The organism is Streptomyces sp. NPDC056628 (assembly GCF_042792555.1).
Taxonomy (GTDB): domain Bacteria; phylum Actinomycetota; class Actinomycetes; order Streptomycetales; family Streptomycetaceae; genus Streptomyces.
In genome coordinates, this window is record NZ_JBHTWG010000050.1 from 7,806 (window position 1) to 29,867 (window position 22,062).

Sequence of the window (22,062 nt, forward strand, 5' to 3'; positions counted from 1 at the left end):
CGGGGGGGGGGGGGGGGGGGGGGGGGGGGGGGGGGGGGGGGGGGGGGGGGGGGGGGGGGGGGGGGGGGGGGGGGGGGGGGGGGGGGGGGGGGGGGGGGGGGGCCCCCGCCCCCCCCCCCCCACCTGCCGGCCGCACTGTTCTGGCTGGCGTTCCTCGCCTACCTCCTCACCTTCACCGTGTCCGGCTACCTGCTGGTGCAGGTGATCCGGCCGCGCACGGGGCGACATTCGGAGCCGAACAGGTTTTCCCTGGACGCGGCGGACCACGAGGGGGCCGACAACGGGCGGCTGACGGCTCAGGCATGGGCGACGGCCCACGCCATCGCGAGGATCGCCACCCTGAAGAACGACTACACGAGCCGTGCTGTCGGCTGGGTGGGTGCGATGGTCCTTGCGGCGATCCTGTGGTTGCTGTCCGCGGGGACCACCCGGTGAGCGGTGTCCGCGTCGGTCGCGGCGATCCGGGAGAGTTCGGGCACATCCCTGACCAGGACACGGCGGTAGCCGGTCTCGATGACGCCCTGCTGACGAAGGGAGCGCAGTACCCGGTGCACACTCGGTTCGGAGGCGCCGACCAGCTCCGCCAGCTCCGGCTGGGTCAGCGACACCCCGATCGAGACCCCGGTCGCGCAGGGCTGCCCGTACGCACGCACCAGTTCCTGCAGGACACGGGCCACTCGCGTCTCCACCGGGCAGCTGCCGAAATCCTGGCGCCGCCGGGTGGCCCAGCGCAGCTTCCCGGCCACCGCACACATGACGGCCCGCGCCGACTCCTCGTATGACGCGAGGAAGTCCAGGAACTGCTGGCGTCCTATCAGCTTGGCGCTGCCGGTAACGGCGGCCACGACAGTGGCCACCCGGGGCTGCGCGTCGAAACAGGCCAGCTCGCCGACGAGGTCACCGCCGGCCCGGACCGCAAGGAGCGCCTCCCGGTCGTCCTTGGTCCTGGCCAGCACCTTGTACCAGCCACTCAGCAGGAGGAACACGTGTGAGCCGTACTCGCCCTCCCGCAGCAGCCGCTCGCCCCGTTCGAAGCGCACCGGCCGTCCCAGCCGGACTATTTGCTCACGGGGCTCCACGGACAATCCGCCCAGAAGACTCGCCGCCGGCCAGTGACCGTGCCCCGGCCGTCGAGCGGATCCGCCGCCCCCCAGAGGTAACCCCATGCGCGGAACCCTTCGAATTGCTGTTCGTTTCAGTGGAGATGCCACCTGTTGGCCCATTATGTTCGGTCCGGTAGGCGTCAGTCGGCAGAACCCCAGTATTGCTGTCGCGCTCGGTGTTTGTGCTGTCGCCCTCGGTCCGCACACGTCGCGAATATGTCTATCTTTGCGATTTAAGGGTCATCTCAGGAAACGACTCCCGATCCTTGCCAGCCTCTTGGGCGTTGGTCTCAGTCGAACGTGAGGTGAAGAGTTGGGCGTTGATATTCCGCCACTGGACGGCGTGCACCGGTTGACGGGCGCGCTGGACGCACTGGCATCGTCCCCGGTGGACAGGCGTAAACCGCCGGTGGTCGTCTTCGAGGACGGCTCCGGACTGGGAACGAGGTACGTCGACGCGTATCAAAAGCGGCTCAGGGGTCAGGACGGAAAGGGCATCGTCCCGCACGCGGTCGTGGACCGGGACGTCCTCGACCAGGCGGTTGACGACCCTGAACCCGAGCCCGATGTCGTGCTGATGGACAAGATCGCAAAACAGTTCGACAGCACGATGCCTCCGCTCACCCGGGGAGACGACGGGCTCCCCATGCCCACCTACTGGGTCTGCCGCAGGGTGCTGGACACCGACGTCGGCGTGGGGCTGCCCCATCAGCAGCGCAAGATCCTGGTCAGGGCGCTGTACGAGGAGTGGCAGGAACGCACGCCGGGGTTGCCCCAGTTGCGCGAGCTCGTGAACGCGGACGGCGTGATGCAGAAGCTGGGAATCTCCTTCATTCTCCTCGTCGCCCTGCCGACACAGTGGTTCTACGGCTGGTGGCTGAACCGGACGAAGCGGCTTCGGTGGTTCGCCCAGCAGGTGAGCCGCGCCAACGTCCCCGCCCTCGGGTTCCTTGATGCGGCCGTGCACCTGGGGGTTCAAGGGGCCCTGCGGCACAACGCGGCGCTGCGCCAGAGCCTGCTGCTCGAAGCGCTCGCCATGGATCTGACCCGGGCGACCGAACGGGGGCTGTTCAACCCGCGCCGACGTCGCCGGATCTGGCCCTTCACCGTGCTGCTGCCGCACACCGGCGACACCGACGGTGCGCCCGCCCAGCGTCTGCTTGACGCCTTCCTCGCACTGCGGACGCGAGAGCGTGACACCTGGCCGCGGCGGCTGCGGCGTCGCGCGGTGCCGATGCTGTTCATCGCTGCCAGTCCGGTACCGGGCGGCGTCGCGGACTCGCAGAACGCCGCCGACGGCGGCCCCGAGGGAAGTGCCCGGTCGGCCCAGCAGGGGGCCAACGCACTGCAGGAGCTGCTGGCGGGCAAGGCCCTGCCGCCCGGAACCGAGCGGGACGGGCAGCTGACGGTCGCCCTGGGGGGATCGGCGAGGGCGGCCGTCCGTGACTGGCTGGAGCGCTACATGGCCGTGCCGGTGCGCCGGGTGAGCGGCTGGTCCGCCTACGCGGGCTGGCTGACGACCATGGTGCTGCTGGGCGCGTTGATTTCCCTGGTCTTCGTTCTGAAACCGGATCGGGACCCCCCGTGCCGGGACTCCTGGACGGCAGCAGGCGTGCGCGTCGGAGTCGACACCGAGACGTCGCGTGCACGGGACGCCTGTTACTTCACACACTTACCCGACCAGAAGCTCCTGCGTGATCTTCAGGACCGCGTCCGGCGTCAGAACGCTGCCGTGGAACGCCACGGCAGCCCGTACGCCACCGTCGTCTTCCTCGCTCCGCTGACCGCCGACCCGAAACGGGGGAGCGGTCAGCTCACTCCGCCGGGAGTGCTGCAACTGCGCGGTGCCGTGCAGGCCATGGAGCGCTACAACGAGCAGGCACTCGAGTTCGACTCGACCAAGCCCGGCCTGCGGATGCTGGTCGCCAACGTGGGCTACGCCTACCGACAGGCCCCCACCGTTGTGAAGCGGGTGAACGAGCTGGCGGCCGACGACCCGACCATCACCGCGGTGATCGGCATCGCGCAGAGCCGGGACGAGTCCGTCAAGGCGATCAACCAGCTGTCGGCGGACCTGCCCGTCATCGGAGCCTCGGTCACCGGCGACTTCATGACCGCCGAGGCGCCGCACTACTTCCAGACACAGCCGACCAGCCGCCACATGGCGCGGGCCCTGGCACGGCGCGTCGTCGAACTGCGGCGGGTGAAGGCTCTCGTCATCTACGACGACCGCGACCGCTACAGCACCAACCTGAAGAAGGATCTGGACGAGGAGTTGCGGGCGCGGCACGTCACCCTTCAGCCGCCCGCCATCATCCGCGACTCGCCCCGGGAACAGTTCGGTGTCCCGGACCGGCTGCAAGAGCTCGCCGCCAGGATCTGCACATCGGGCAGGACCGACGGGATCACGCTGTACGCGGCCCGCGGCAACGCGTTGCCCCGGGTCCTCAACGCCGTACAGGGCCGGTGCGGTGCCGGCGAGGTGCGGGAGTTCCCGTTCCTCACCGCTGACGCCAACGTCCTGATCGAGTACCCGGAGCTGAGCAAGTCCGCCAGTCTGGAGACGTTCACAGCGGTCGACCTGACGTATGTGGCGTTCTCCACCGACCGGCACAGCGACAGGGACACGGGACGAGACGCGTTCCGTGCGGCGGCGGCCGCGATCGGCCGGGTCTGGAATCCGGCGAACCCGCCGCGCGCCTCCAACGTCCTGCAGCAGTTGCTCTCCGGCATCGAGGTCCAGGACAACATCGACAACCGCCGCCCGTTCACCATCCCGCCCGACACCCGAGTCCCGGCCGGTCGCCCGCTCTACCTGTGCACCGTGCCCCACGTCATCCATGCCGCCCCTTCGTGCCGGAAAGCGAACGGAGAGCCGTAATGGTGCGCGTGCCGTCACCGAACCGGGGCGGCGCCGTGGCGGCGCTGGAGGTGGGTGTACGCGGTGACGGCCCGCCACAGGTCACGGCGGTCGGTGTCGGGCCACAGGCCGGGGTGAAGTGCAGTTCGGCGTAGGCCACGGCAGGGGAAGAAGTGGGGGTTGCGCTGTTAGTTACCGGTGCGCCACAGAAGGCCGACGTCCGGCGGGTCGGTGAGGGGCAGGTGCCGGGCGAAGTCCTCCTCGTCGACCAGGTCGGGGTCGAGGTGGCGGACCCGGACACAGCGGGCAGAGCCGCGGTGGCGCGGGTGATCTGAGGTCGGGCAGTGCGGCCGGGAGCCGTGCGTGGGCCCTGGTCGTACAGTGCGCGGGCGCCGGCCAGGCTGCTGTCCAGTGGCCCGGCGTCGGGCGGGGCGGGGGTGTCGGCCACGGAACCCGGCATCATCGACGTGGGGATGACGAAGCCAGTGCCGAGGCCCCGGGGGTGATCTGTGCCCACCGGCCGCGTCCTCCAGGTTCTCCACCAAGATCTCGGTGGCACCGGCCGGACACCACCGGAAGGGCGTCCGATCTGGCTCCTGCCAAGGTCGGACGCCCTTCCGCGCGCGGGGATCCGGAAGCCGTCAGGACGTCCGCTCGCCGCGGCGTTCCCGCCGCTCAGGCGCTCCGCAGCCGTACCGTCGTCCCGTTCGATCCCGTCCGCACCTGCACGGTGTCGCAGAGCATCCCGACCCCCCAGAGGCCGAAGCCGGAGTCCACCGCGGACTCGGGCGGCTGCCAACTGATGAACTCGTCGGGCTGCCAGTTGCCGGAGTCGGTGATCTCGCAGACCAGGCCGTCGTCGGGCCAGGTGCGCAACGTCACCGGGGCGTCGCCGTGGCGGATTGCGTTGGTTGCCACCTCGGTCACGGCGACGAGCAGGTTGTGCAGCGCATCGGCCGACAGCCCGCAGCGCTTCGCCTGGTCGGCGACGAATGCCCGAACGGTGTGCAGTTCGGTGGGGAGAATGCGCATCGTCGCGGCCGGCTGCGGGGCAGGGGCGAGAGGCAGCCGGTCGAGGTCGCCGACGAAATCCTCGGGTTCCCGGTACTGCGGGTTGTCCCGCAGTACGTCGCCCTCCAGGATCTTCGGGTGGGTCTGGCGCACGAGTGCGATGGCGTCGGACGACAGGACCGCGGTGTTGTAGCAGCAGCGACTGCGGAAGGGTACGTTGGCGAAGCTCAGGTTGAAGATCGAGTCGTAGCGCACCCACTCGATCGCGTCCCGGTATCGGCTCCAGTCGTCCGACGCCACCACCCACGCCGGGCGTGGACCCAGCGACTTGGCGACGGCGGTCATCGCGGCCATGGCCCGGACGGGGTTCGTGTAGACGTCCGCGGGATCGATGAACTGCACGGCCTGGGCGTCCTGCCCGAGCGAGTCGCGCAGCGCCTCGGCCTCGTTGCCCGGTGTCACCACGAACGTCGGGGCGCCGGCTTCGATGCCCTCGCGGACATGGGGAAGTGTGCCCGCGAGGAACTCCCGCTCGTCGCCGTAGAGCAGCGCCTGGTGCCGGACCGTGTGGTCGCCCCGCCGGCCGTCGGCCACCGGCTGATCGGCACGTGTCCCGGTTGTCATGAAGTCCCCCTCTGCCCCTGCACGAGCCCCGGCAGGCGTTCCCAACCCACTGTCTCGATGAGGTTCCCCACCGCGGGCGACAGATTGTCCAGGACGAGCCGGAGGGCGCCGCCGCGGCTCTCCACGAAGCTCGTCAGCAGGCTGAGCGCGCCGAGGTCGATGAAGGTCAGTCCGGCCAGGTCGAGTTGGACGTCACCCTCCTCGGCCACATGCGAGGACAGCGCCTCGGAGAGTTCGCCGTGCCGCGTCGCGTCGAGTTCACCGGCCAGCCGGAGGCCGGGCGGATCGTCGGTCGGGGTGATCCGCAGAATGCGGTCTTCGCTGGGTGCTATGACTTCCATGAGACCTGCCGAGTCCTGGGACGGAAATCTTGAAATCCTGCAGTCCTAACCGACTGTGCACGCCACCGGTAGAGCGGCGGTAGACCAGTCGCACGCGCGGGCCCGTGCGAACCGATGTCCGGCACCCCCACAGCCCGGCTCCCGTCACAACGGCGGCGGTCCGACGGTGTCCGGGCCGATCCGCAGGCTGAGACAGGCGGGGAAGAACGCGCTCCACGCGTGGCCGCGCCAGCCGACGTACGTCGTGAGGTGGCCCCCGCCGAGGATCCCGGCGCGTTCCAGATACTCATGTGCCTCCTGGTTCCTGCCCTGTTCGAAGCAGAGGGCGCTGATCTCGTGGAGGGCGAAGCTCTGCAGGCTGCTGTCACCGATCTTCCGCGCGTGCTGGAAACTCTCCTCGAAACAGGTCAAGGCGTCCTCGACGCGGCCCAGACCGCGGTACGCACGGCCGAGGTCGCCCAGACCGACCACCTGGGCCGTACGGTCGCCGGCCTCGCGCGCGAGATCGAGTTGCCGGGTCTGCAGGGCCACAGACTCCTCGTACGACTGCATCTCCGTCAGCGCGTCCGCGAGGTTGTGCAGGGAGCGCCGTTCGCCCTCGCGGTCGCCGCTCTCACGCCAAATGACGAGCGCCGCTTCCAGGCACTGCCGCATTCTGTCGAACTGGCGGTGCAGCCAGTACACCGCCGACAGGTTGTGCAGCGCCCAAGCCTCGCTCTCCCGGTCGCCGAGACGCCGCGCGGTACGCACGGCCGCCTCGCCCAGGATCCACAACTCCCGGGCGCGGGCGTACGGGTAGAGGTACCACTGCAGCAATTCCGTCAGCCGCACAGCGAGGCGCGCCGTCGAGTGGGACTGCGTGAGGGCGTCCAGGACAGTGGCCATCAGGTTCGCGCGCTCGGTGATCAGCCATGCCTCGGCCTCCCTCTGGTCCCTGATGCGCGCCGCCGGGAGACCCGGCGTGCCGGCCATGCCCGCGGACACGTGATCCTGCGTGCGGCGGTCAAAGTAGGTCGGCACCTCCAGGAAGGCCACGGCCTTTTGCGTGGCGGCGAGATAGAAGCGAAGTACGCGCTCCAGAGCCCGTTCGCGCTCCGTCTCGGGCTCCTCCGCCCATACCTGTTCACGTGCGAACAGGCGGAGCAGGTCGTGCATCTGGTAGCGCGCCGGAGCGGGGCTGTTCAGCAGATGTGCGTCCACCAGCCGTTCGAGCGCGTCCTCGGCCGGACCGGTCGACACGCCGAGCAGGGCGGCCGCCGCCGGCAGACTCATGCTGGACCCCGGCACGACCCCGAGGAGCCGGAAGGCGCGGGCCGCGGCCTGGTCGGTGGGATTGTCGCCGTGGCAGATGGCGTGATAGCTCGCGTGGAAGCTGGCCCGCACGGACACGTCGCCGACACGGATTTCGTCGAGCCGCCCTTGGGCGTCGGTCAGCCGCTCGACGAACGCGCTCAGGGGCCAGCTGGGGCGGGCGGCCAGCCTGGCGCCGACGATCCTCAGGGCCAGGGGAAGGCCGCCGCACATCCTGATGATCGCGTCCGCCGCCTCCGCGTCGGCGGCCACCCGCTCTGGGCCGAGGAGCCGTTCCAGCAGTCCCATCGCCTGGTCGTGGAACAGGACGCCGAGGTGGAGGTGTGTGGCGCCCTCCAGAGCGGTGAGCATCTCGCGGCTGGTGATCAGTACGGCGCAGCCAGGACCGGCGGGGAGCAGCGGGCGGACCTGCTCCACACCGGCGGCGTTGTCGAGCACCACGAGGATGCGGCGGTCGGCGACCATGGAGCGGAACGTGGCGGCCGCCTCGTCGGGGTTGGTGGGGATGGCCACTTGCGGCAGCCCCAGCGTGCTGAGGAACCGGCCGAGCACGTCACCCGGTTCCAGGGGCGTCAGGCCGACGGTGGCTCCGTGCAGATCGACGTAGAACTGGCCGTCCGGGAAGCGGTCGGCGAGCTGATGGGCCGTGTGGATCGCCAGAGCCGACTTGCCCACGCCACCGGTCCCGTCGATCGCGGCGATCGCCACATGCCCGTCGTCGGCGCGGTCCAGCACCTTGCGCAGTACGGAGCTCTCGCTGGCGCGGCCGATGAAGGCGCTGCCGACGTGGGGAAGTTCTCGGGGGACCAGGGCGGGTATGCCTGCCGCGGTCTCCGTGCGGCCGGCGGATGCGCGGTCCTGTCGGGCGCGGTCCGGGCGAGCGCGGTCGGACGGAGCGTGGTCGGTTTCGGGGGCGCGGTCGGCTGGTCCGCGAGCGGTGACGGGCTCGGGGCCGGGCCCGGTTCTGGGTTCAGCCCGGGCTTCCGGCTTGGGTCCGGGTTCGGGTCCGAGAAGCAGGGACGCGTCGGCGGTGAGGATCCGCTGGTGGAGCTGTTGGAGGGGTGGACCCGGTTCGATGCCCAGTTCCTCGGCCAGACGGTGGCGCAGTTGCCGGTAGGCGGCCAGGGCGTCCGCCTGCCGGCCCGACCGGTACAGCGCCAGCATGAATTGGCCCCGCATGGCTTCCCGGAGCGGATGTTCGGCGATCAGTGCCTCGAGTTCGTCCAGCACGGCCTCGTGGCGGCCGAGCCGCAGCCGCGCTTCGATACGTAACTCCCGCGCCTGCGTGTGACTGGCCGTCAGGCGCGAGGCCTCCGCTTCCACGGCGGGTGTCGGCGGCACGTCGGCGAACGGAACGTCGCGCCACAGGTCCAGCGCCTCGCCGAGCAGGGCGGCGGCCGCATCGGCCGAGTTCCGGCCGAGTTCTTGTCCGGCCCGCTTCACGAGTTCGACGAACCGGTGGGAGTCGACCTCGTCCGGTGCCACGACGAGCCGGTATCCGTGGGCGCGGTAGCCGTGCACATGCGTCACCAGCAGCTCACCCGACTCGTCGCCCAGCGCGCGCCGTACCCGCGAGACATAGCCCTGCAGCAGCTTGTTCACGCTCTGCGGAGGCCGGGCGCCCCATAGTTCCGCGATCAGCCGGTCGGTGGACACCAGCTGGTTCGCGTCGCAGAGGAGCACCGCCAGGAGCATCCGCCACTTGGCCGGCGCGAGGGGAACCTGCTGACCGTCGCGCCGGAGCTCGAGCGGCCCAAGTATCCGATACCGCATGTCACGCACCGTACGCCGTCACCCGGTCCGACAGGGTCGGACACACGCCGGTCGCGCGGCAGTACGCGGGTGCCGGCCGGCTGATCGGGCCTGGCCAACCATGTGGTGTCTCTCTCCGGGGCGACGGTGACGCGGAACGCGCGGATCACGAATTCTCGGCTCCAACTCCCTTGAGAGGCAAGACCGCACGCGTACCCGCGTGAACTCTACGACGGCGTCGGAGCACTTCGGAACCTTTGCGTCCTTCAAGGACTGTGAGCCCCTTGAGACCTGCGACGAAGGCCTGCCACTGTTCCCTGGGGAGCGTGAGCACCGGCCCGTCGGGAACCTTGCTGTCGCGCACGCCGATGGCGGGGGCGACGACGGTGTCGGCGTCGACGGTGTGGGCGTCGTCCGCCACCTCGACACAATTACCGCCGTTTCCCATGCTGTAGCTGCTCTTGCGCCAGGGCCGTTCAGTGGAATGCACGGTCCAATTCCTCTTTCAGGTCGCGTATCAGAACCCGTGAGTCGTCTCGGGAGAGTGCCTCGGACTGGATCAGGTTGAAAGCCAGCTTGTGCTGCTGGATCTGGGCGGGGTCGACGGTTGTCTGCCCGCCGATGAACGTCTCCCCGTACAGGACGTCTGCGCCTTCCCGGAATCCCATGAGGCGGAAAGGCGTCATGCCACCGGGGTGTTGCCGGACTTTGAACGGGATCACTTGGAGGTGGACCTTGGGCAGATCGGCGCGCTCCAGGAGATGCCCGAGCTGCTCGCTCATGACACGACTCCCGCCGATGCAGCGGCGCAGGACGCCTTCGTCGAGGGTCACCATGACCTGGGGTGGTTCGACTCTGGTGAGGATGCGCTGCCGGTCGATACGGGCGGCCACGAACTGCTCGATCTGCAGTTTCGGGGCGACCGGGTGGGCGGCGGTGAAAATGGCGCGCGCGTACGCCTCTGTCTGCAACAGGCCGGGAATGGCAACGGACTCGAATTCCTGGATGAAGCCGGCTCGCTGTTCCAGCTCGATGACATGCCAGAACCAGTCCGGATAGGCGGACCGGATGAGCAACGGCCACAGTTTCACCAGCGCGCCATCGGCGCCCAGGAGCCGGTCCGCCCGTTGGGCGAAGTCGTACGACGGCATCTGCTTGGCGCTCTCGATGCGTCGGGCCGTCGTCTCGGTGCAGTCCACGGAATCGGCGAACTCCGCCTGGGTGAGTCCGACGGTGAGCCTGTACCGCCGGACCTCACGACCGAACCGGCACAGCAGTGACGAGATGCTCTCCGCGGACGCCGCCGACGTCTCGCCCCCCTGCACGGCGACGAGTGGCCGACCGCCGTGGGACAGCCAGGCCACTGTTCCGTCCGGTCCGGGTGCGGCCCACGCGACGGGCGTACGGCTCCACGACGGCTCCGTTCCCACCGTCCCGGCGTGTGTCGTCCCGGCCTCCGTCGTCGCGGCGGACACGCGGCTGAGCAACCCCCAGGCGTAGACGTCCGGGCCGACTGCGGCGGCCAGCGCCGCCTCGATGCAGGCGCGTGCGCTGTCCTCGGTCACGCAGGTACCGCACGGCCCGTGCTGGTGCCGGCTGTTGGAGACGTGGTGGATGTCCCACCGGTAGAGGCTTCCGTCCGGCCGGTCGGACGCACCCTGGCCGTTGTCGTTCATAACACCGGTCACTGGTCCTCCTCATGACCGCCTGTGGAGGCGGCGATTACCTGTTCACCGTGCCCGTGAGCGGGAGAGCAGCGGTATACCGGCGGTAGGAACCGGTAGGACCGGTGCTCGGGAGCAAGGACCGGACGGGGTTCCGGTCGAGTCCTGGCGCGATTGGCGCGGGATCCTTCACCCGCCCGGACCCAGGCTCCACCGCCCTCTGTGGCCCTCTACCGCCGCTCTGACAAGGAAGACTCACCGAAGGAAGGCTCGACGGGGGAGGCGGAGGCGGTCGGGGCGCTCGAGGCTCAGGAAACAATCAGGGGTGCAGATGCGGCCGCGGCGGCTGGACGGCGCCGTCGAGAGCGAGAGTGCACCACGTGGTCTTCCCCCTGAGGGACTCCTGCTGCGACCCCCAGGCGGACGCGATGGCCTGCACCAGGAACATCCCGCGCCCCTGCTCCTCCTCAAGCCCCGGCTGCCGGACCGTGGGGCGTACCGGGGAGGCGTCGGTGACCTCGAGCAGCAGTCTGTCGCCGACGTGTACGAGGTTCACCGTGATCAGCGCGTCCGGCCCGTGCATGACAGCGTTTCCCAGGAGCTCGCTGGCGAGCAGGACGCTGTCGTCGATGACGGGAGACGGGCAGCCCCATGCACAGAGGGCCGTACGCACGGCCTCGCGGACTCTGCCCACCTCGACCGGCACCGGGTCGATGTGCAGGTGCAGGTGCCTGCCGAAGGCGAGGTTGCAGTCCGAGCACGGGAGGCCGCGTCTGCTCGCCGTGACTGGGTCGGCGCCTCCGGCTCTGCGCGGCAGTACGTCGTCGCGGTCACCACGGACGCCGGGCACGTCGGCCCAGTTCTCGAGCGGCTCACGGTCCAGAGGTGCGGGACGGGGGCGGCGGGCTGCGTGGGAGCGTGGATCAATACCTGTCATATCGGGTCCATGTGCCGGGGCTGGATGAGAGAGGGTCTGTCTGACGTCCACCTGGACGACCGGCCGGGGCCGGAATGACCGTGCGGGTCACTTCGTGCGTTTCCAGTCATGGAAGGCCCTCCCCATCGAGGTGCCGCTCACCGGCAGCTTGTTCCCGGGCACCTTGCAGCACGTGAGGAGAGCGGTGGTACATCGGCAGTAAGACGTCGTTACTTTTGGTGGTTCTCGGGTCGAGCTGTGCAGGGATACTGCTGTGGTGCTGTTGACGTGGATCGCTGAGGTGGCGGACGAGCCTCTGGTGCTGGAGCCGACTGACCGGCGGGTGGAGGGGGAGACCAACACCTGGTCGATGGGTGCAGCTGACGAGGACAGGAGTTCGTTGTCCGTCGCCGAGGTGGTGGCTGCCTTCGAGCGGACTGCTGCTGCCATCCGGGAACACATTCGCGGTCTGGGCGTTTCTGGGGTGGCGACGTTCTACGTGTGGCACGACGAACAGGCAGGGCAACTCCGGTGCTCGACCGGTTCTGTGCCCCCGGATGGGTTGCCGTTCAGCGGTACCTATGTGGCTTCCGAGGACCTCGGTCCGGTCGTCGAGGGATTTCTGGCCGACAGAGAGCCAGGCTTCAAAGCGTGGTCGGACCTGGACGACGCGCAGAACCTCTCGGAGCAGACCGAGACCGACCCGGAGATCACGCCCTTCGCTGTCTGGGTCAGCAGTGTCGGAGTCTCCAGCAAGAACACGCACCAGGTAAGGAGCCCGTGCACGTGTATGGCGAGGAAGGGCCCAGGGCCCGGTTTCTGGCGCTGGGGTGCAGTCCCGAGGATGCCGATGTCCTGGTGCGCGCGGGCATCGACCCTGACATTGTCGGCACCAGTGCCCGCGGTGCCGTGGGGTTTGCCTCCGCCGTTGTTTTTCACGGTCTGGCCGACCCTAACCGCTACCTCCAATCCGCGGGCGGCGATCCGGACGAGGCATGGAGGCAGTGGGTGAAGGACTCGGTGGAGAGCTCTGGGTCCGAAGACGAAGAGAACGAAGACGAGGAAGACGATGGTGGTGACGGCGAGGAGGAGGATGATGCCTGGCAGGGATGGGCGAGCGCCTACATCAGCAGCACAGAGGCGGGGGAGTGCTCTATCGAGCTGATCGACGATCTGGGGATGCCCGGCAACGCCACCTATGTGGACACGCTGACCTTCTGTCTGCCCGCCGCGGCCCCTGGGGCCTCGCACAGCGAGCACGATGCCCGCATCATCAAGGCGGCCATCGAAGAGCTCACCCACTACGGGTGCATCCCCGACTCCGACGTCCATGGCAGCAGCGGCAGCTTCAGCCTGGTGGTCCGCACCGACGACCGCGCGTGGGAGTGGTTGGAAAACCAGCGACCCGTGCGACCCGTGCCCGAAAATCTTCAGTTGCTGCTCGCCGCGCTGCAGGGCCTGCCTCTGGACGACCTGATGGTCATCCACACAGACCGCGACCACCCCAGCGCCGACCACATCCCGCAGCTGCAGCCCGACCAGCCGGACACGACGTCAGGCACTGCTCAAACCTCGGTCGTCGACTGGCGTGACCGGGACGAGTTCGTGGCGCAGGTCGCCGCCGCACAGCCGGACAGCGTCGGCATCGAGCGGCATCAAGGAGGCTGGGCCCACCGCCTGCACGACGGGAAGGCTCTCAAGCATCCCAGCCTGCGTGGTCTCAGGCGCGTGCGGGCCGAAGCCGCGCGACGCGATGGCGAACTGAGCGGCTTCGCTGCCACGTTCCGCTCCGGTGACGTCGTGCACCGTTACCGAACGCAGGCCGACTGGGCCGACGACCTGCACCAGCGCCTCAATGAATGGGAGGACCAGGTGAATGTGGTCCGGGAGGAACAGTCCCAGTTCCCCCACCTCAAGCGGTGGGGAAGGCGGCTGTACCAGACCCTCCTCGACGACGATCAGTTCATGGCGGCCACGACGCCTCAAAGACAAGACGACCGGTGCGCCGACCTTGCCCGCACCATGTTCGCCCCCGACTGCCCCCTCCAATCCCCCTATATCCAGCGTGCCCTCGCCCAAGCAAAAGCCACGCGGGCCGACATCATCGGCGAGCGTCAGCAGACGCAATGGCAGGCCGCCATCCCCACCTGGGCAGCGCAACTGGCCGGATCGGGTGAATTCCAACACGGCACGACAGCCGAACGCGCGATGCTCGCCAGCAACCTGCTCTACACCCACCACCCCTCGGCCGACATCCCAGAGCTCGTCCGATTGCTCCGCAATGCGGCTGCCGACCTCCTTGGCTGAGACGACACAAACCCCCAGCAACTCTCGGGTGCACACCGTCTGAACCAGGCCAGACGGCGACAGCCGATTGACTGCACGACCCCGACACGAGTGACCAAACAGCGATCCCTTATCAGCGCCTTCCAAAGGAGAAGCGAGATGGGTATGTACCCCATGCAGACGCCGATCGACTGCCCCGGCTGCGGAAGAAGCCTTGCCAAAGACCCAGTGCCCGTGCGCGTCAAGGCCGACGGCTTTCCAGCGGAAGTGACCTACGAGACGGATCCCCTGTGTGGAACACGCTGGCACATCTGGGACAAAACATCCCCACTGCGCCACCAAGCCCGACCGTATGTGGACGGCACATGCTGACCCGCGGCATGTACCCAGCAGCCGCTGGCGCCTTGAGTCTGCGGCTGTGACCCATCCGGGGGCTCACGGGAAGCCGGCCAGGACAACCGGTGCCTGCACGCCCCTACGTTGAGGCGATGAATGTCCAGAAGCACGAGGAGGAGGCCGGCGCCGCCTGGCACGGTTCCGGGCCTGGGTCATTGTCATCGTAGAGAGCAGAGTTCGGACGAGCGAAAACTGCTGTCGGAAGGGGACCCGCCCAGACCTGCAGCGCCGTACAGCTGGGTGACGCCGTGCTTCGCAACAGGCAGAGCGGACAAAGCAGCCACTGGACGTCGATCCCAACGTGTGGCAACATCATCTCCGTCAGGCGCTCAGCGCCTGGTAGGAGTGATGACCCCGCGAGAGCGGGCCAAAAGATCTCCCTGCCGGCAGGTAAGGGGGTCCCCTTGTAAAGGAGACCCTAGTGCCTGCCGTTACTCGTTTCCCCCTGTCCGTGCAGTGGCCGCACTACCTGCGCGCGGTTGTGGACATCTCCTTCCCCGCCTACCACATCCGCGTCGCACCCGGGTGCGCACACGGTCCATCTGGCCTGCCGCACCCATTGGGCAGCGCGGGCACCATCCACATCGTCACTGCCTTCAACCCCGGCGGGCACCACAGCACTGCGCCATCGAACCTTCGGGCGCAGCACGAACTGCTGCACGTCATCGACCGTTGCGGACTGCAGTGGTGGCCGGCCGTTGGAGGCGATGGCGCGGGCACCCACGCCGAAATCAGCGTAGCCATAAGTGGAATGAGCGATGCTCAAGCCCGCGCGATCGGTCGCACGTTCGGCCAAGACGCCGTGTTCGCCTGGACTCCGACCTCGTGGCGCCTGCTGGCCTGCACCGACACGGCCCACGACGTGACCGTTCCCGGCTGGCACGCCACCACCCTGGCATCGGCATCGCACCCATGACCCCGGCCACCTGCCGCCTGGCCCCAACCGATCAACTATCTGCTCAGACTCGACGACCACTGCATCGAACGGGAGACACGCCATGATGAAGCGCGGCGAATACGAAACGCTTGCTGCCGCCGTCGCCGACAGCGACGCCGACCCCCACGCGCGGCGCATTCTCGCCTTTGACCTCGCCGACGCACTGACCACCACATCCGAGCGCTTCGATCCCACGCGCTGGCTCCTCCAGTGCGACATCGGCGAGGTCGACCCTTCCGACGTCGCCCAGTGGACCAAGCGCCTGCAACTGCGCGTGGAGTCCGTTGTCCGCAAGCGCCGCGCATATGAAGAGCGGACAGGCGACAAACTGGAACGCTACTGAAACCTCTATGACCCGTTCCGCGATGGCGTCCCGCTGTGTGGTGTAGGGGATCTCCGCGGTTGAGTGCGCGGGTTCTTCTCCCTCGGGTGCACCGTCTGCCGGTGTCTGCTCCCGGCTCAACTGGCAGGCCACCGTGCAACTGTCCGCAGTGAAGGGGAAGTTCGACCCCAGGGGGTGCACGGTGGCCTTGTCCCAGCGTGACCTACTTCGCCTGCTTGAGTCACTACGTTCGGCGGATGGCCTTGAACTCGTGCGCGAGGTCGCCGAGCGACTGCTCCGGGAACTGATCGAGGCCGAGGCCACCACGAAGATCGGCGCCGAGTGCGGCGAACACACCGACGCCCGCACGACCTGGCGCGACGGGCACCGTGAGAAGACGATGACCACGCAGGCCGGCGACTTGGAACTCGCCATCCGAAACTGCGGGCCGGTAGCTTCTTCCCCAGCCTCCTCGAGCGTCGGCGGCGCATCGACCAGGTTCTCTACGCGGTCATCATGGAGGCGTACGTCCACGGCGTCTCCAGCCGCTCCGTCGACGACCTCGTCAAAGCCCTCGGCTGTGACACGGGTCTGATGCACGATCGGGTGACACCTGAACTGGTGTGCCCTGTGGGGCGTCACGCCAGGATGTGCCGCTGCCAGATCGTCGAGCAGAAGTTTGCCGCCGGTGGTGTCGTGCACGTTCGAGGCGGTGACGAGGACGGCCGGCACCAGACCGAGGTGTCCGTGATCAGATGCCGCTTGCGTCCCTTGATCTTCTTGCCGGCGTCGATGCTCTGGTTGGTGTTGGCGACGTTCGCCGAGGTCTTCACACTCTGCGCGTCCACCACGGCCGCGGTGGGCTCCGTGCTGCGGCCGTGGGCCCGCCGGGCCTTGTCGCGTAACAGGTCGTGGACCTGCTGGGTGGTGCCGTCGGCCTCCCACTTCGCGTTGTAGTCGTAGACGGTCTTGTAGGGCGGGAAGTCGTGCGGCAGGTACTCCCATGGGATGCCGGTGCGGTTCACGTAGAGAATCGCGTTGACGATCTCCCGCAGGTCGTGCACCCGAGCTGCCGTGCCGGGTCCGGTCCGTCTCGCCGGCCAGGCGGTGAAGACCGGTTCAATCAAGGCCCAGCGGGCATCGGACACGTCACTGCGGTACGGACGACGAACACTCACACCACATGCAACGACGACTGTCGACGCCAGTCACAAAAACATCCCAGAACACCAACTACCGAGATCAGATGCCCTCTAAGCGCGCGGTCGCCAGGCTGACTGTGCCACAGACGCGCCGACACGGCATCAGCGGAGCGCATGGGTGACGGTCGGTCTACGCAACGATCGTCGGATGAAGCGCTCAGTCACACCGGTCCTCGCCCCCGGTTCCCGGCGGTGCGGCTCTGGAGTAGGCGCCCGCCGCCGGTCACCGAGCAGGCCTCCGGCGTAGCGGCTTCCGTCAGTGCTGTCCGGGTCCAGTCTGTGGAGGCACCTGGGAAGGCCATGGGCTGGGTGGAGCAGCGGGGCCAGGGGGCGTTTGCCCTGACCCGAAGGGCGCTGAGCCGAAGGGCGCCGCACCAAGGGGCGTTGGTGCGAACGAGGCCGGGACGGCTGACGGCGAAGCCTCGACCGAGCGTCCCTTGCGGGCCCCCACCACGACGGAAACGCCCGCGATCTCTAGAGCGATCCCGGCCATACCGAGGAGGATCGGAGTGTGCAGGCCGTCCTCGGTGCCGCAGATCTGCACCGGTTCCTGTCCTATTTTCGTGGCCCGGCACTGCCACCCCGTGGCGTCGTCCATGTCCCATAGGGCGGCATAGGCGAGTAGGGCAAAGCCGGAGAGCATCAGGGCGATCTGCAAGGTGCGAGCTATCGGTGACATGGTCAGTCACCATAGCGGTCAGGGTGCGCTCTTCGGGCACTGTCACGTTGGCTGGCTGGCTGGCTGGCTGGGTGGGATGATCTTCGGCCGGGTTACGAATCGGATCTCAATCCTGTCGGGCTCGCGGATGTAGCCAACGGCCAGGGCAGGGCAGTCCTCGAAAAGATCGCCGTCGATCATCACGTTGAGGATGCCGGGCAGACTCGAGGGCTCACCCAGATCCGGTTCATCCGCCAGCCGGCCGGCCAGGACCTTCAGCGCGTAAGGCACACCGCCCCCGAGCTGAGAAGCGGTCTCGCGGACGTGCGGGGGACTCTCGACGTTCACGGCGTGTGGGACACGGAAGTTGACGGTAGCTCAGACGCACCCGCTCACCGCGACAGGTTCAGTGCACTACTGGTACGGCGCTCGCATCCGAGTCGCCGTGCTGGCCTGCGCCAAGAACACGGCGAAGAAGACGGCAACCAAGACCGCGAAGAAGAGGGCCTCCGCCCGCAAGGAGACCGCGGGCTTCAAGCTGCCCGGCGACCTGATCCGGTCGCCGCGTCTCCGGCTGGCGGGACGGCAATGTCTGTCGGTGGCCGACGCAGAAGGCGAAGTCCAGGCCAAGGGCATCGATCGGCGCACGAAGGCGCGGCGGGAGCGGCTTGAGCGGGCCCGCACACGTGCCCCCGGAGCAGCTCTGGTCCCGTGGAGACAGCCGAGAGCGCCCCAATCCCAGGCGCCGGAAAATCAGTCCCGTTCGGGAAGTGCCGGATCAGGAAGCTGTGGATGGGCGCTACGAGACTAACAGGACTGGTGTCTCACGCTGTGACGATGCCTCACGGGCGCGGAAACAAGGAGGAGACCGGCCCCTTGCCGAGCGAATAGCCGGACCGCGGCGACGCCGACGCCCCGCCCGGCATCGGTGACGAGGCGACCTTGCCGGCGTGCAACTGCGGTACGTGGCTCATGCGGCGATTCTTCCTCCAGGCACGTGACTTCCACACGCCGGAAGGGCCGGCAGCCATCGAGCACGCACAGGCTGTCGACGCACGGGGCGTACTCGCACACCATGCGCCAAGGGGGACCAGGTGACCCGGCGCCGGCACTGGCGAGGTGACCGACACCAGATCACATTCCGTCCTCCCGGACGGCCTCGTCGCAGTGGCGCCGCCACTACCGAAGCGGCGACCGCTGCGACGGCCGTCGAGGCGGTCACCCGCGCTCGGTGCGATCAGTACGCGTCCTTCGGGAGGGCGTCGAGACCGCTCGTGTCGATGTCGGCATCGCTCATGGCCATCCCGCCGAGGAAGCTGTTCATGAGCTCGGGCAGGTCGAGCGTCGTGGCACCGGCCGGAGCGCCCGGCAGGGTGCCCTCGCGCATCCGCAGTGTGAGGCCGAGCTTCTTCACCTTGGCGTTCTCGGCCAGCTTGGCGAGGTCGACGTGGACCCGGGACAGCTCACCGTTCTTGAGCGTGAAGTCCGCGGTCACCTTGGCGTTCGGGGCGTCCTTCAGCTCCTTGGCTGTAGGCAGCGGCAGCTCCATGCCCGGCGGCAGGTCCTTCACCACGGGCCGGATCTCGCCGAGCAACTCGGTGACCAGCGTGCGGAATGGAGCCGTGGCGGTGACGTGCTCGGTGCCGTCCTCGCCCCCGGTGGCCTTGACCACCACCTCACGGGCGACGACCTTGCGAAGAGCCTTCACAAGCTTCTTCTGCGTCTTGGAGTCGAGGGACGGCGCGGCACCGCCTTCGGCGTCCTGGCCCTCGGCGGCGGCCTTATTCATCTCCGCGGTGTTGAACTTCACCCACTTGCCCTGGAGGACGTCCTTCATTGCCCCGGCCTCCGGGGGCAGATCGGCGGGGTCCGGCAGGGGGCTGCCCATGGTCTTGCCCATGGCGTCCATGTCGGCACGGATGTAGGTGTAATCGCCGATCATCCGGTACTCGAAGAGATCGCCGTCCGGAGTGCTGAGCTTCATCGCCGTACCGACGAGGTCCTTCTCACCGGACTTCTCGATCGGCTTCTTCGACTGCACGGTCACCGTGATCTTCGCCCCGCTGAGCAACTCGGCGACCTGGTCCGGGATCTCCTCGCCGGGCTCGGGGTCGGACGAGGCGTCCAGCGCCTTCAGCGACGCGGCATCGGTGTCCAGGTCGACCTCGAAGGAGAGCGTCTTCTCCTTGCCGAGCTCCTCGAAGGCCCGCTCGAGCTTCCTGCTCGCGGACACCTGCTCCACCGTCCCGCAGGCAGCGGAACCCGCGAGGACGGCACCGACGAGAGCGGTGGCGGTCACGGTCTTACGAATGGCGTTGATGATGATCTCCTCGTGGCTCCGATCACAACGTGATCGACCAGAAGACTCTCAACCTGTCCATAAGGTTGTCCTGTCCATTACGACTTGCAACGGCCGGTCGACGGCACCTGCTTGTCCAGAGACGTCCAAATGCTCCGTTGGTGTAAGGACCCTCGTCGGGCGACCGGTCGAGATAGGCAGGCAGCTTCCATGCATGTTCCGACCAGGCGCCTCACACTGCGGCCAACGCCAAAGGATCACGTCGCCGAGGGCGGCCATCAGGGGGTTTGTCCAGGCCGGGTCGTGGCTGGGTGCGAGATGGGCGAGGCCGACGAAGACGATGATGGCGACCAGCAAGAGCAGCAGCACGACGAGTAGGGCAAGCGTGGACACGGCCGTGCTCTCCAGGTTCAGGGGACGTGCGGCGGGTGCCTGGGACGGTCCGGAAGGACATCGCTGCCGCCCTAACTCACCGATTCGCCACCGAAATCGCCACGCGCACCCTGCGCCACCGCGGATTGATCGAGGCCAGATACCAGCAGGTCGTCGTCCTCGACGTCGACGGACTGGGCCACTTCGTAGGAGCCTGCGGTCAGATGCGGAGCAGGTCGGTCGAAACGGTCCAGAGGCGCCTGGCGGTGGCGGGGTCGAGCGCCCATTCCTTGACACCGTGCGGGTGCTGCGCGAGGTCGGCGTCGTTCGGCACGGTGTAGGCCTCCTGTGCATCGTCGAGGTAGTGGCCTCCGGAGTGAGCGAACTCGGGGGCGACGGCCGCGACGATACTGGTGGCGGCCCCCTGCTCGACCGTTTTGTATGTGAAGACTCCGGCAGCCTCGGCCGCGTCGAGCGATGCCTTTTGTTCCGGTGCGAAGTTCCGCTGCAGTCCCGTCGCGATGCCGCCGGGGTTCACCGCATTGGCGACGATGCCGTCGGCAGCCCAGAGGCGGGTCGCCTCGACGGCGAAGAGGGAGTTCGCCGTCTTCGACTGGGCGTAGGCGATCTGCGGGTCGTAGCTGCGGCGCTCGAAGTGGAGGTCGTCGAAGTCGATGCCGGACCGCATGTGCGCCGTCGAACTGACCGAGACGATCCGTGCTCCGTCGCGGTCGGCCGCTCCCCGAGCCAGGGCGTGGTGAAGGCCGGTGGCCAGCGCGAAGTGGCCGAGATGGTTCGTCGCGAACTGCAGCTCCCAGCCTTCACGCGTTCGTTCGAGGCCGCTGGTGACCACGCCGGCGTTGTTGATCAGCAGGTGAAGCGGGCCGCGCCACGCATCGACGAACCGTGTGACGGTGGCCCTGGCGGCGAGGTCGAGCCGGACGACGCGGGGCCGGATCCCTCCGGTCGACTGTCCGATCGTCTCGGCGACGGCGTCACCTGCAGTCGTGTTCCGGACGGCGAGCGTCACTTCCGCCCCGGAAGCGGTCAGCGCACGAGCGGTCTCGATCCCGAGTCCGGAGGAGGCTCCCGTCACGATGGCGCGGACGCCGGTGAGGTCGATGTCCCGCAACACCTCGTCCGCGGTGGTGGAGGAGGTGAAGGGCGTGCGGATGAGTTCGCTGGTATCCATGGCGGCGACTATACGTACTAGACTTGATTTGTATAGTTCGATTTCCGCTCGTATGCTCGTTCCATGAGCAGTCCCGACACTGGCCACCCACCGTCGACAGTCGCTGATACCGACCGTCGAACCATGGTTCTGGAGTCCGCCATGGCCACGTTCGCGCGATTCGGTTACCGGAAGACCTCGATGGAGGAGGTGGCGCGGGCGGCGCGGATCTCCCGGCCCGGGCTCTACTTCCTCTTTTCCTCGAAGGAGACGCTGTTCCGCGCCGCCGTCACCCAGGCCTTGGACCGCGACATCACCGCGGTCGAACGGGTCTTGGCCGACCGTGGCCGCCCCCTTTCAGAGCGCCTCGCTGAAGCGTTCGACCAGTGGGCGGGCCGCTATATCGGCCCGCTGACGCGCGATGTCGCGACGGTTATCGAGGACAATCCCGACCTCCTCGGAGAGATCCTTGAGACCGCGCCGCGACGTTTTGAGGAACTGATCACAGACGCGATCGCCGGCGAGTCAGGACGCGAGGCGGCCCTGCCCGTCGCACAGACGATGATCAGCGCATCGATCGGCCTCAAGCATCAGGCTGCATCAAGGGAGTTCTACCTCGAACGGCTGGCGGTCGCCATCGGTCTCCTGGTGCGCTGAAAACGCTCCCGGCCTCCTCACAGAGCGGCCGCCGCGGTGCGCACGGCGGCGGGCTTGAGTGGAGCAGCCGCCTCGACCGTGGTCGGGGTGGAGGTGACGGCGACCGCCAGGGCGAGGGGGCCGGCCGCGATGGCCGTTCAGAGCGCAAGGCGTGAGAGCCGGACGCGGCGCCGCGTCGCG

At 68.3% G+C, this 22,062-nt stretch carries 17 protein-coding genes and 1 pseudogene; 6 read left to right on the forward strand and 12 right to left on the reverse strand.

The features are described from left to right. Positions 1 to 350: 350 nt before the first annotated feature. A complete protein-coding gene (locus ACFRAC_RS33865; RefSeq protein WP_382938046.1) occupies positions 351 to 1,040 on the reverse strand; it encodes a Crp/Fnr family transcriptional regulator in 690 nt (229 codons plus the stop codon). Between the two features lie 451 nt (positions 1,041 to 1,491). Here ACFRAC_RS33865 and ACFRAC_RS33870 point away from each other — a divergent pair, with 451 nt between their 5' ends. Continuing rightward, a complete protein-coding gene (locus ACFRAC_RS33870) occupies positions 1,492 to 3,984 on the forward strand; it encodes a hypothetical protein (protein WP_382938048.1) in 2,493 nt (830 codons plus the stop codon). Positions 3,985 to 4,638: 654 nt separating this feature from the next. On the opposite strand, the gene ACFRAC_RS33875 is transcribed toward ACFRAC_RS33870, so the two are convergent. The 6 genes from ACFRAC_RS33875 to ACFRAC_RS33900 form a co-directional block, all read right to left on the reverse strand. Further along, complete coding sequence (locus tag ACFRAC_RS33875; protein WP_382938051.1) at positions 4,639 to 5,598, reverse strand: anti-sigma factor RsbA family regulatory protein; 960 nt, start codon at positions 5,596 to 5,598, stop codon at positions 4,639 to 4,641. After that, entirely contained in the window at positions 5,595 to 5,939 is a 345-nt protein-coding gene (locus ACFRAC_RS33880; RefSeq protein ID WP_382938053.1) for an STAS domain-containing protein, read from the reverse strand. Before ACFRAC_RS33880 ends, ACFRAC_RS33875 begins: the two co-directional genes overlap by 4 nt. A gap of 144 nt (positions 5,940 to 6,083) precedes the next feature. Then, positions 6,084 to 9,023 carry a BTAD domain-containing putative transcriptional regulator gene (locus ACFRAC_RS33885; RefSeq protein WP_382938056.1) on the reverse strand — a complete coding sequence of 980 codons (2,940 nt, stop codon included), beginning with the start codon at positions 9,021 to 9,023 and terminating at the stop codon, positions 6,084 to 6,086. A gap of 145 nt (positions 9,024 to 9,168) precedes the next feature. Continuing rightward, positions 9,169 to 9,492, reverse strand: a complete 324-nt coding sequence (locus ACFRAC_RS33890) for a DUF397 domain-containing protein (RefSeq protein WP_382938058.1) — start codon at positions 9,490 to 9,492, stop codon at positions 9,169 to 9,171. Then, entirely contained in the window at positions 9,479 to 10,690 is a 1,212-nt protein-coding gene (locus tag ACFRAC_RS33895; protein ID WP_382938061.1) for a Scr1 family TA system antitoxin-like transcriptional regulator, read from the reverse strand. Before ACFRAC_RS33895 ends, ACFRAC_RS33890 begins: the two co-directional genes overlap by 14 nt. A gap of 295 nt (positions 10,691 to 10,985) precedes the next feature. Continuing rightward, positions 10,986 to 11,603 carry an ATP-binding protein gene (locus tag ACFRAC_RS33900; RefSeq protein ID WP_382938064.1) on the reverse strand — a complete coding sequence of 206 codons (618 nt, stop codon included), beginning with the start codon at positions 11,601 to 11,603 and terminating at the stop codon, positions 10,986 to 10,988. Between the two features lie 765 nt (positions 11,604 to 12,368). Between ACFRAC_RS33900 and ACFRAC_RS33905 the strand changes: the two genes are divergently transcribed. The 4 genes and pseudogenes from ACFRAC_RS33905 to ACFRAC_RS33920 all read left to right on the forward strand — a co-directional run. Further along, on the forward strand, positions 12,369 to 13,889 hold the full coding sequence (locus ACFRAC_RS33905; protein ID WP_382938066.1) for a hypothetical protein: 1,521 nt from the start codon (positions 12,369 to 12,371) through the stop codon (positions 13,887 to 13,889). Positions 13,890 to 14,685: 796 nt separating this feature from the next. Then, positions 14,686 to 15,180, forward strand: a complete 495-nt coding sequence (locus tag ACFRAC_RS33910) for a DUF3293 domain-containing protein (RefSeq protein WP_382938068.1) — start codon at positions 14,686 to 14,688, stop codon at positions 15,178 to 15,180. Positions 15,181 to 15,262: 82 nt separating this feature from the next. Beyond that, complete coding sequence (locus ACFRAC_RS33915) at positions 15,263 to 15,544, forward strand: hypothetical protein (protein ID WP_382938070.1); 282 nt, start codon at positions 15,263 to 15,265, stop codon at positions 15,542 to 15,544. Positions 15,545 to 15,794: 250 nt separating this feature from the next. Then, positions 15,795 to 16,057, forward strand: a pseudogene (locus tag ACFRAC_RS33920) (transposase); the annotation flags it as partial. A 104-nt stretch (positions 16,058 to 16,161) separates the two neighbouring features. Here the strand turns inward: ACFRAC_RS33920 and ACFRAC_RS33925 are convergent. The 5 genes from ACFRAC_RS33925 to ACFRAC_RS33945 all read right to left on the reverse strand — a co-directional run bounded on the left by ACFRAC_RS33925 (position 16,162) and on the right by ACFRAC_RS33945 (position 21,246). Further along, on the reverse strand, positions 16,162 to 16,671 hold the full coding sequence (locus tag ACFRAC_RS33925) for a transposase (protein WP_382938073.1): 510 nt from the start codon (positions 16,669 to 16,671) through the stop codon (positions 16,162 to 16,164). A 775-nt stretch (positions 16,672 to 17,446) separates the two neighbouring features. Next, entirely contained in the window at positions 17,447 to 17,731 is a 285-nt protein-coding gene (locus ACFRAC_RS33930; protein WP_382938075.1) for a hypothetical protein, read from the reverse strand. Positions 17,732 to 18,225: 494 nt separating this feature from the next. Further along, positions 18,226 to 18,357: a hypothetical protein gene (locus tag ACFRAC_RS33935; protein WP_382938077.1), complete on the reverse strand. Its 132-nt coding sequence runs from the start codon at positions 18,355 to 18,357 to the stop codon at positions 18,226 to 18,228. A 263-nt stretch (positions 18,358 to 18,620) separates the two neighbouring features. Beyond that, positions 18,621 to 19,682 carry a hypothetical protein gene (locus tag ACFRAC_RS33940; RefSeq protein ID WP_382938080.1) on the reverse strand — a complete coding sequence of 354 codons (1,062 nt, stop codon included), beginning with the start codon at positions 19,680 to 19,682 and terminating at the stop codon, positions 18,621 to 18,623. A 592-nt stretch (positions 19,683 to 20,274) separates the two neighbouring features. Continuing rightward, entirely contained in the window at positions 20,275 to 21,246 is a 972-nt protein-coding gene (locus ACFRAC_RS33945; protein WP_382938083.1) for an SDR family NAD(P)-dependent oxidoreductase, read from the reverse strand. Positions 21,247 to 21,309: 63 nt separating this feature from the next. On the opposite strand from ACFRAC_RS33945, the gene ACFRAC_RS33950 reads away from it, so the two are divergent. After that, positions 21,310 to 21,882 carry a TetR/AcrR family transcriptional regulator gene (locus tag ACFRAC_RS33950; RefSeq protein ID WP_382938086.1) on the forward strand — a complete coding sequence of 191 codons (573 nt, stop codon included), beginning with the start codon at positions 21,310 to 21,312 and terminating at the stop codon, positions 21,880 to 21,882. Positions 21,883 to 22,062 lie beyond the last annotated feature (180 nt).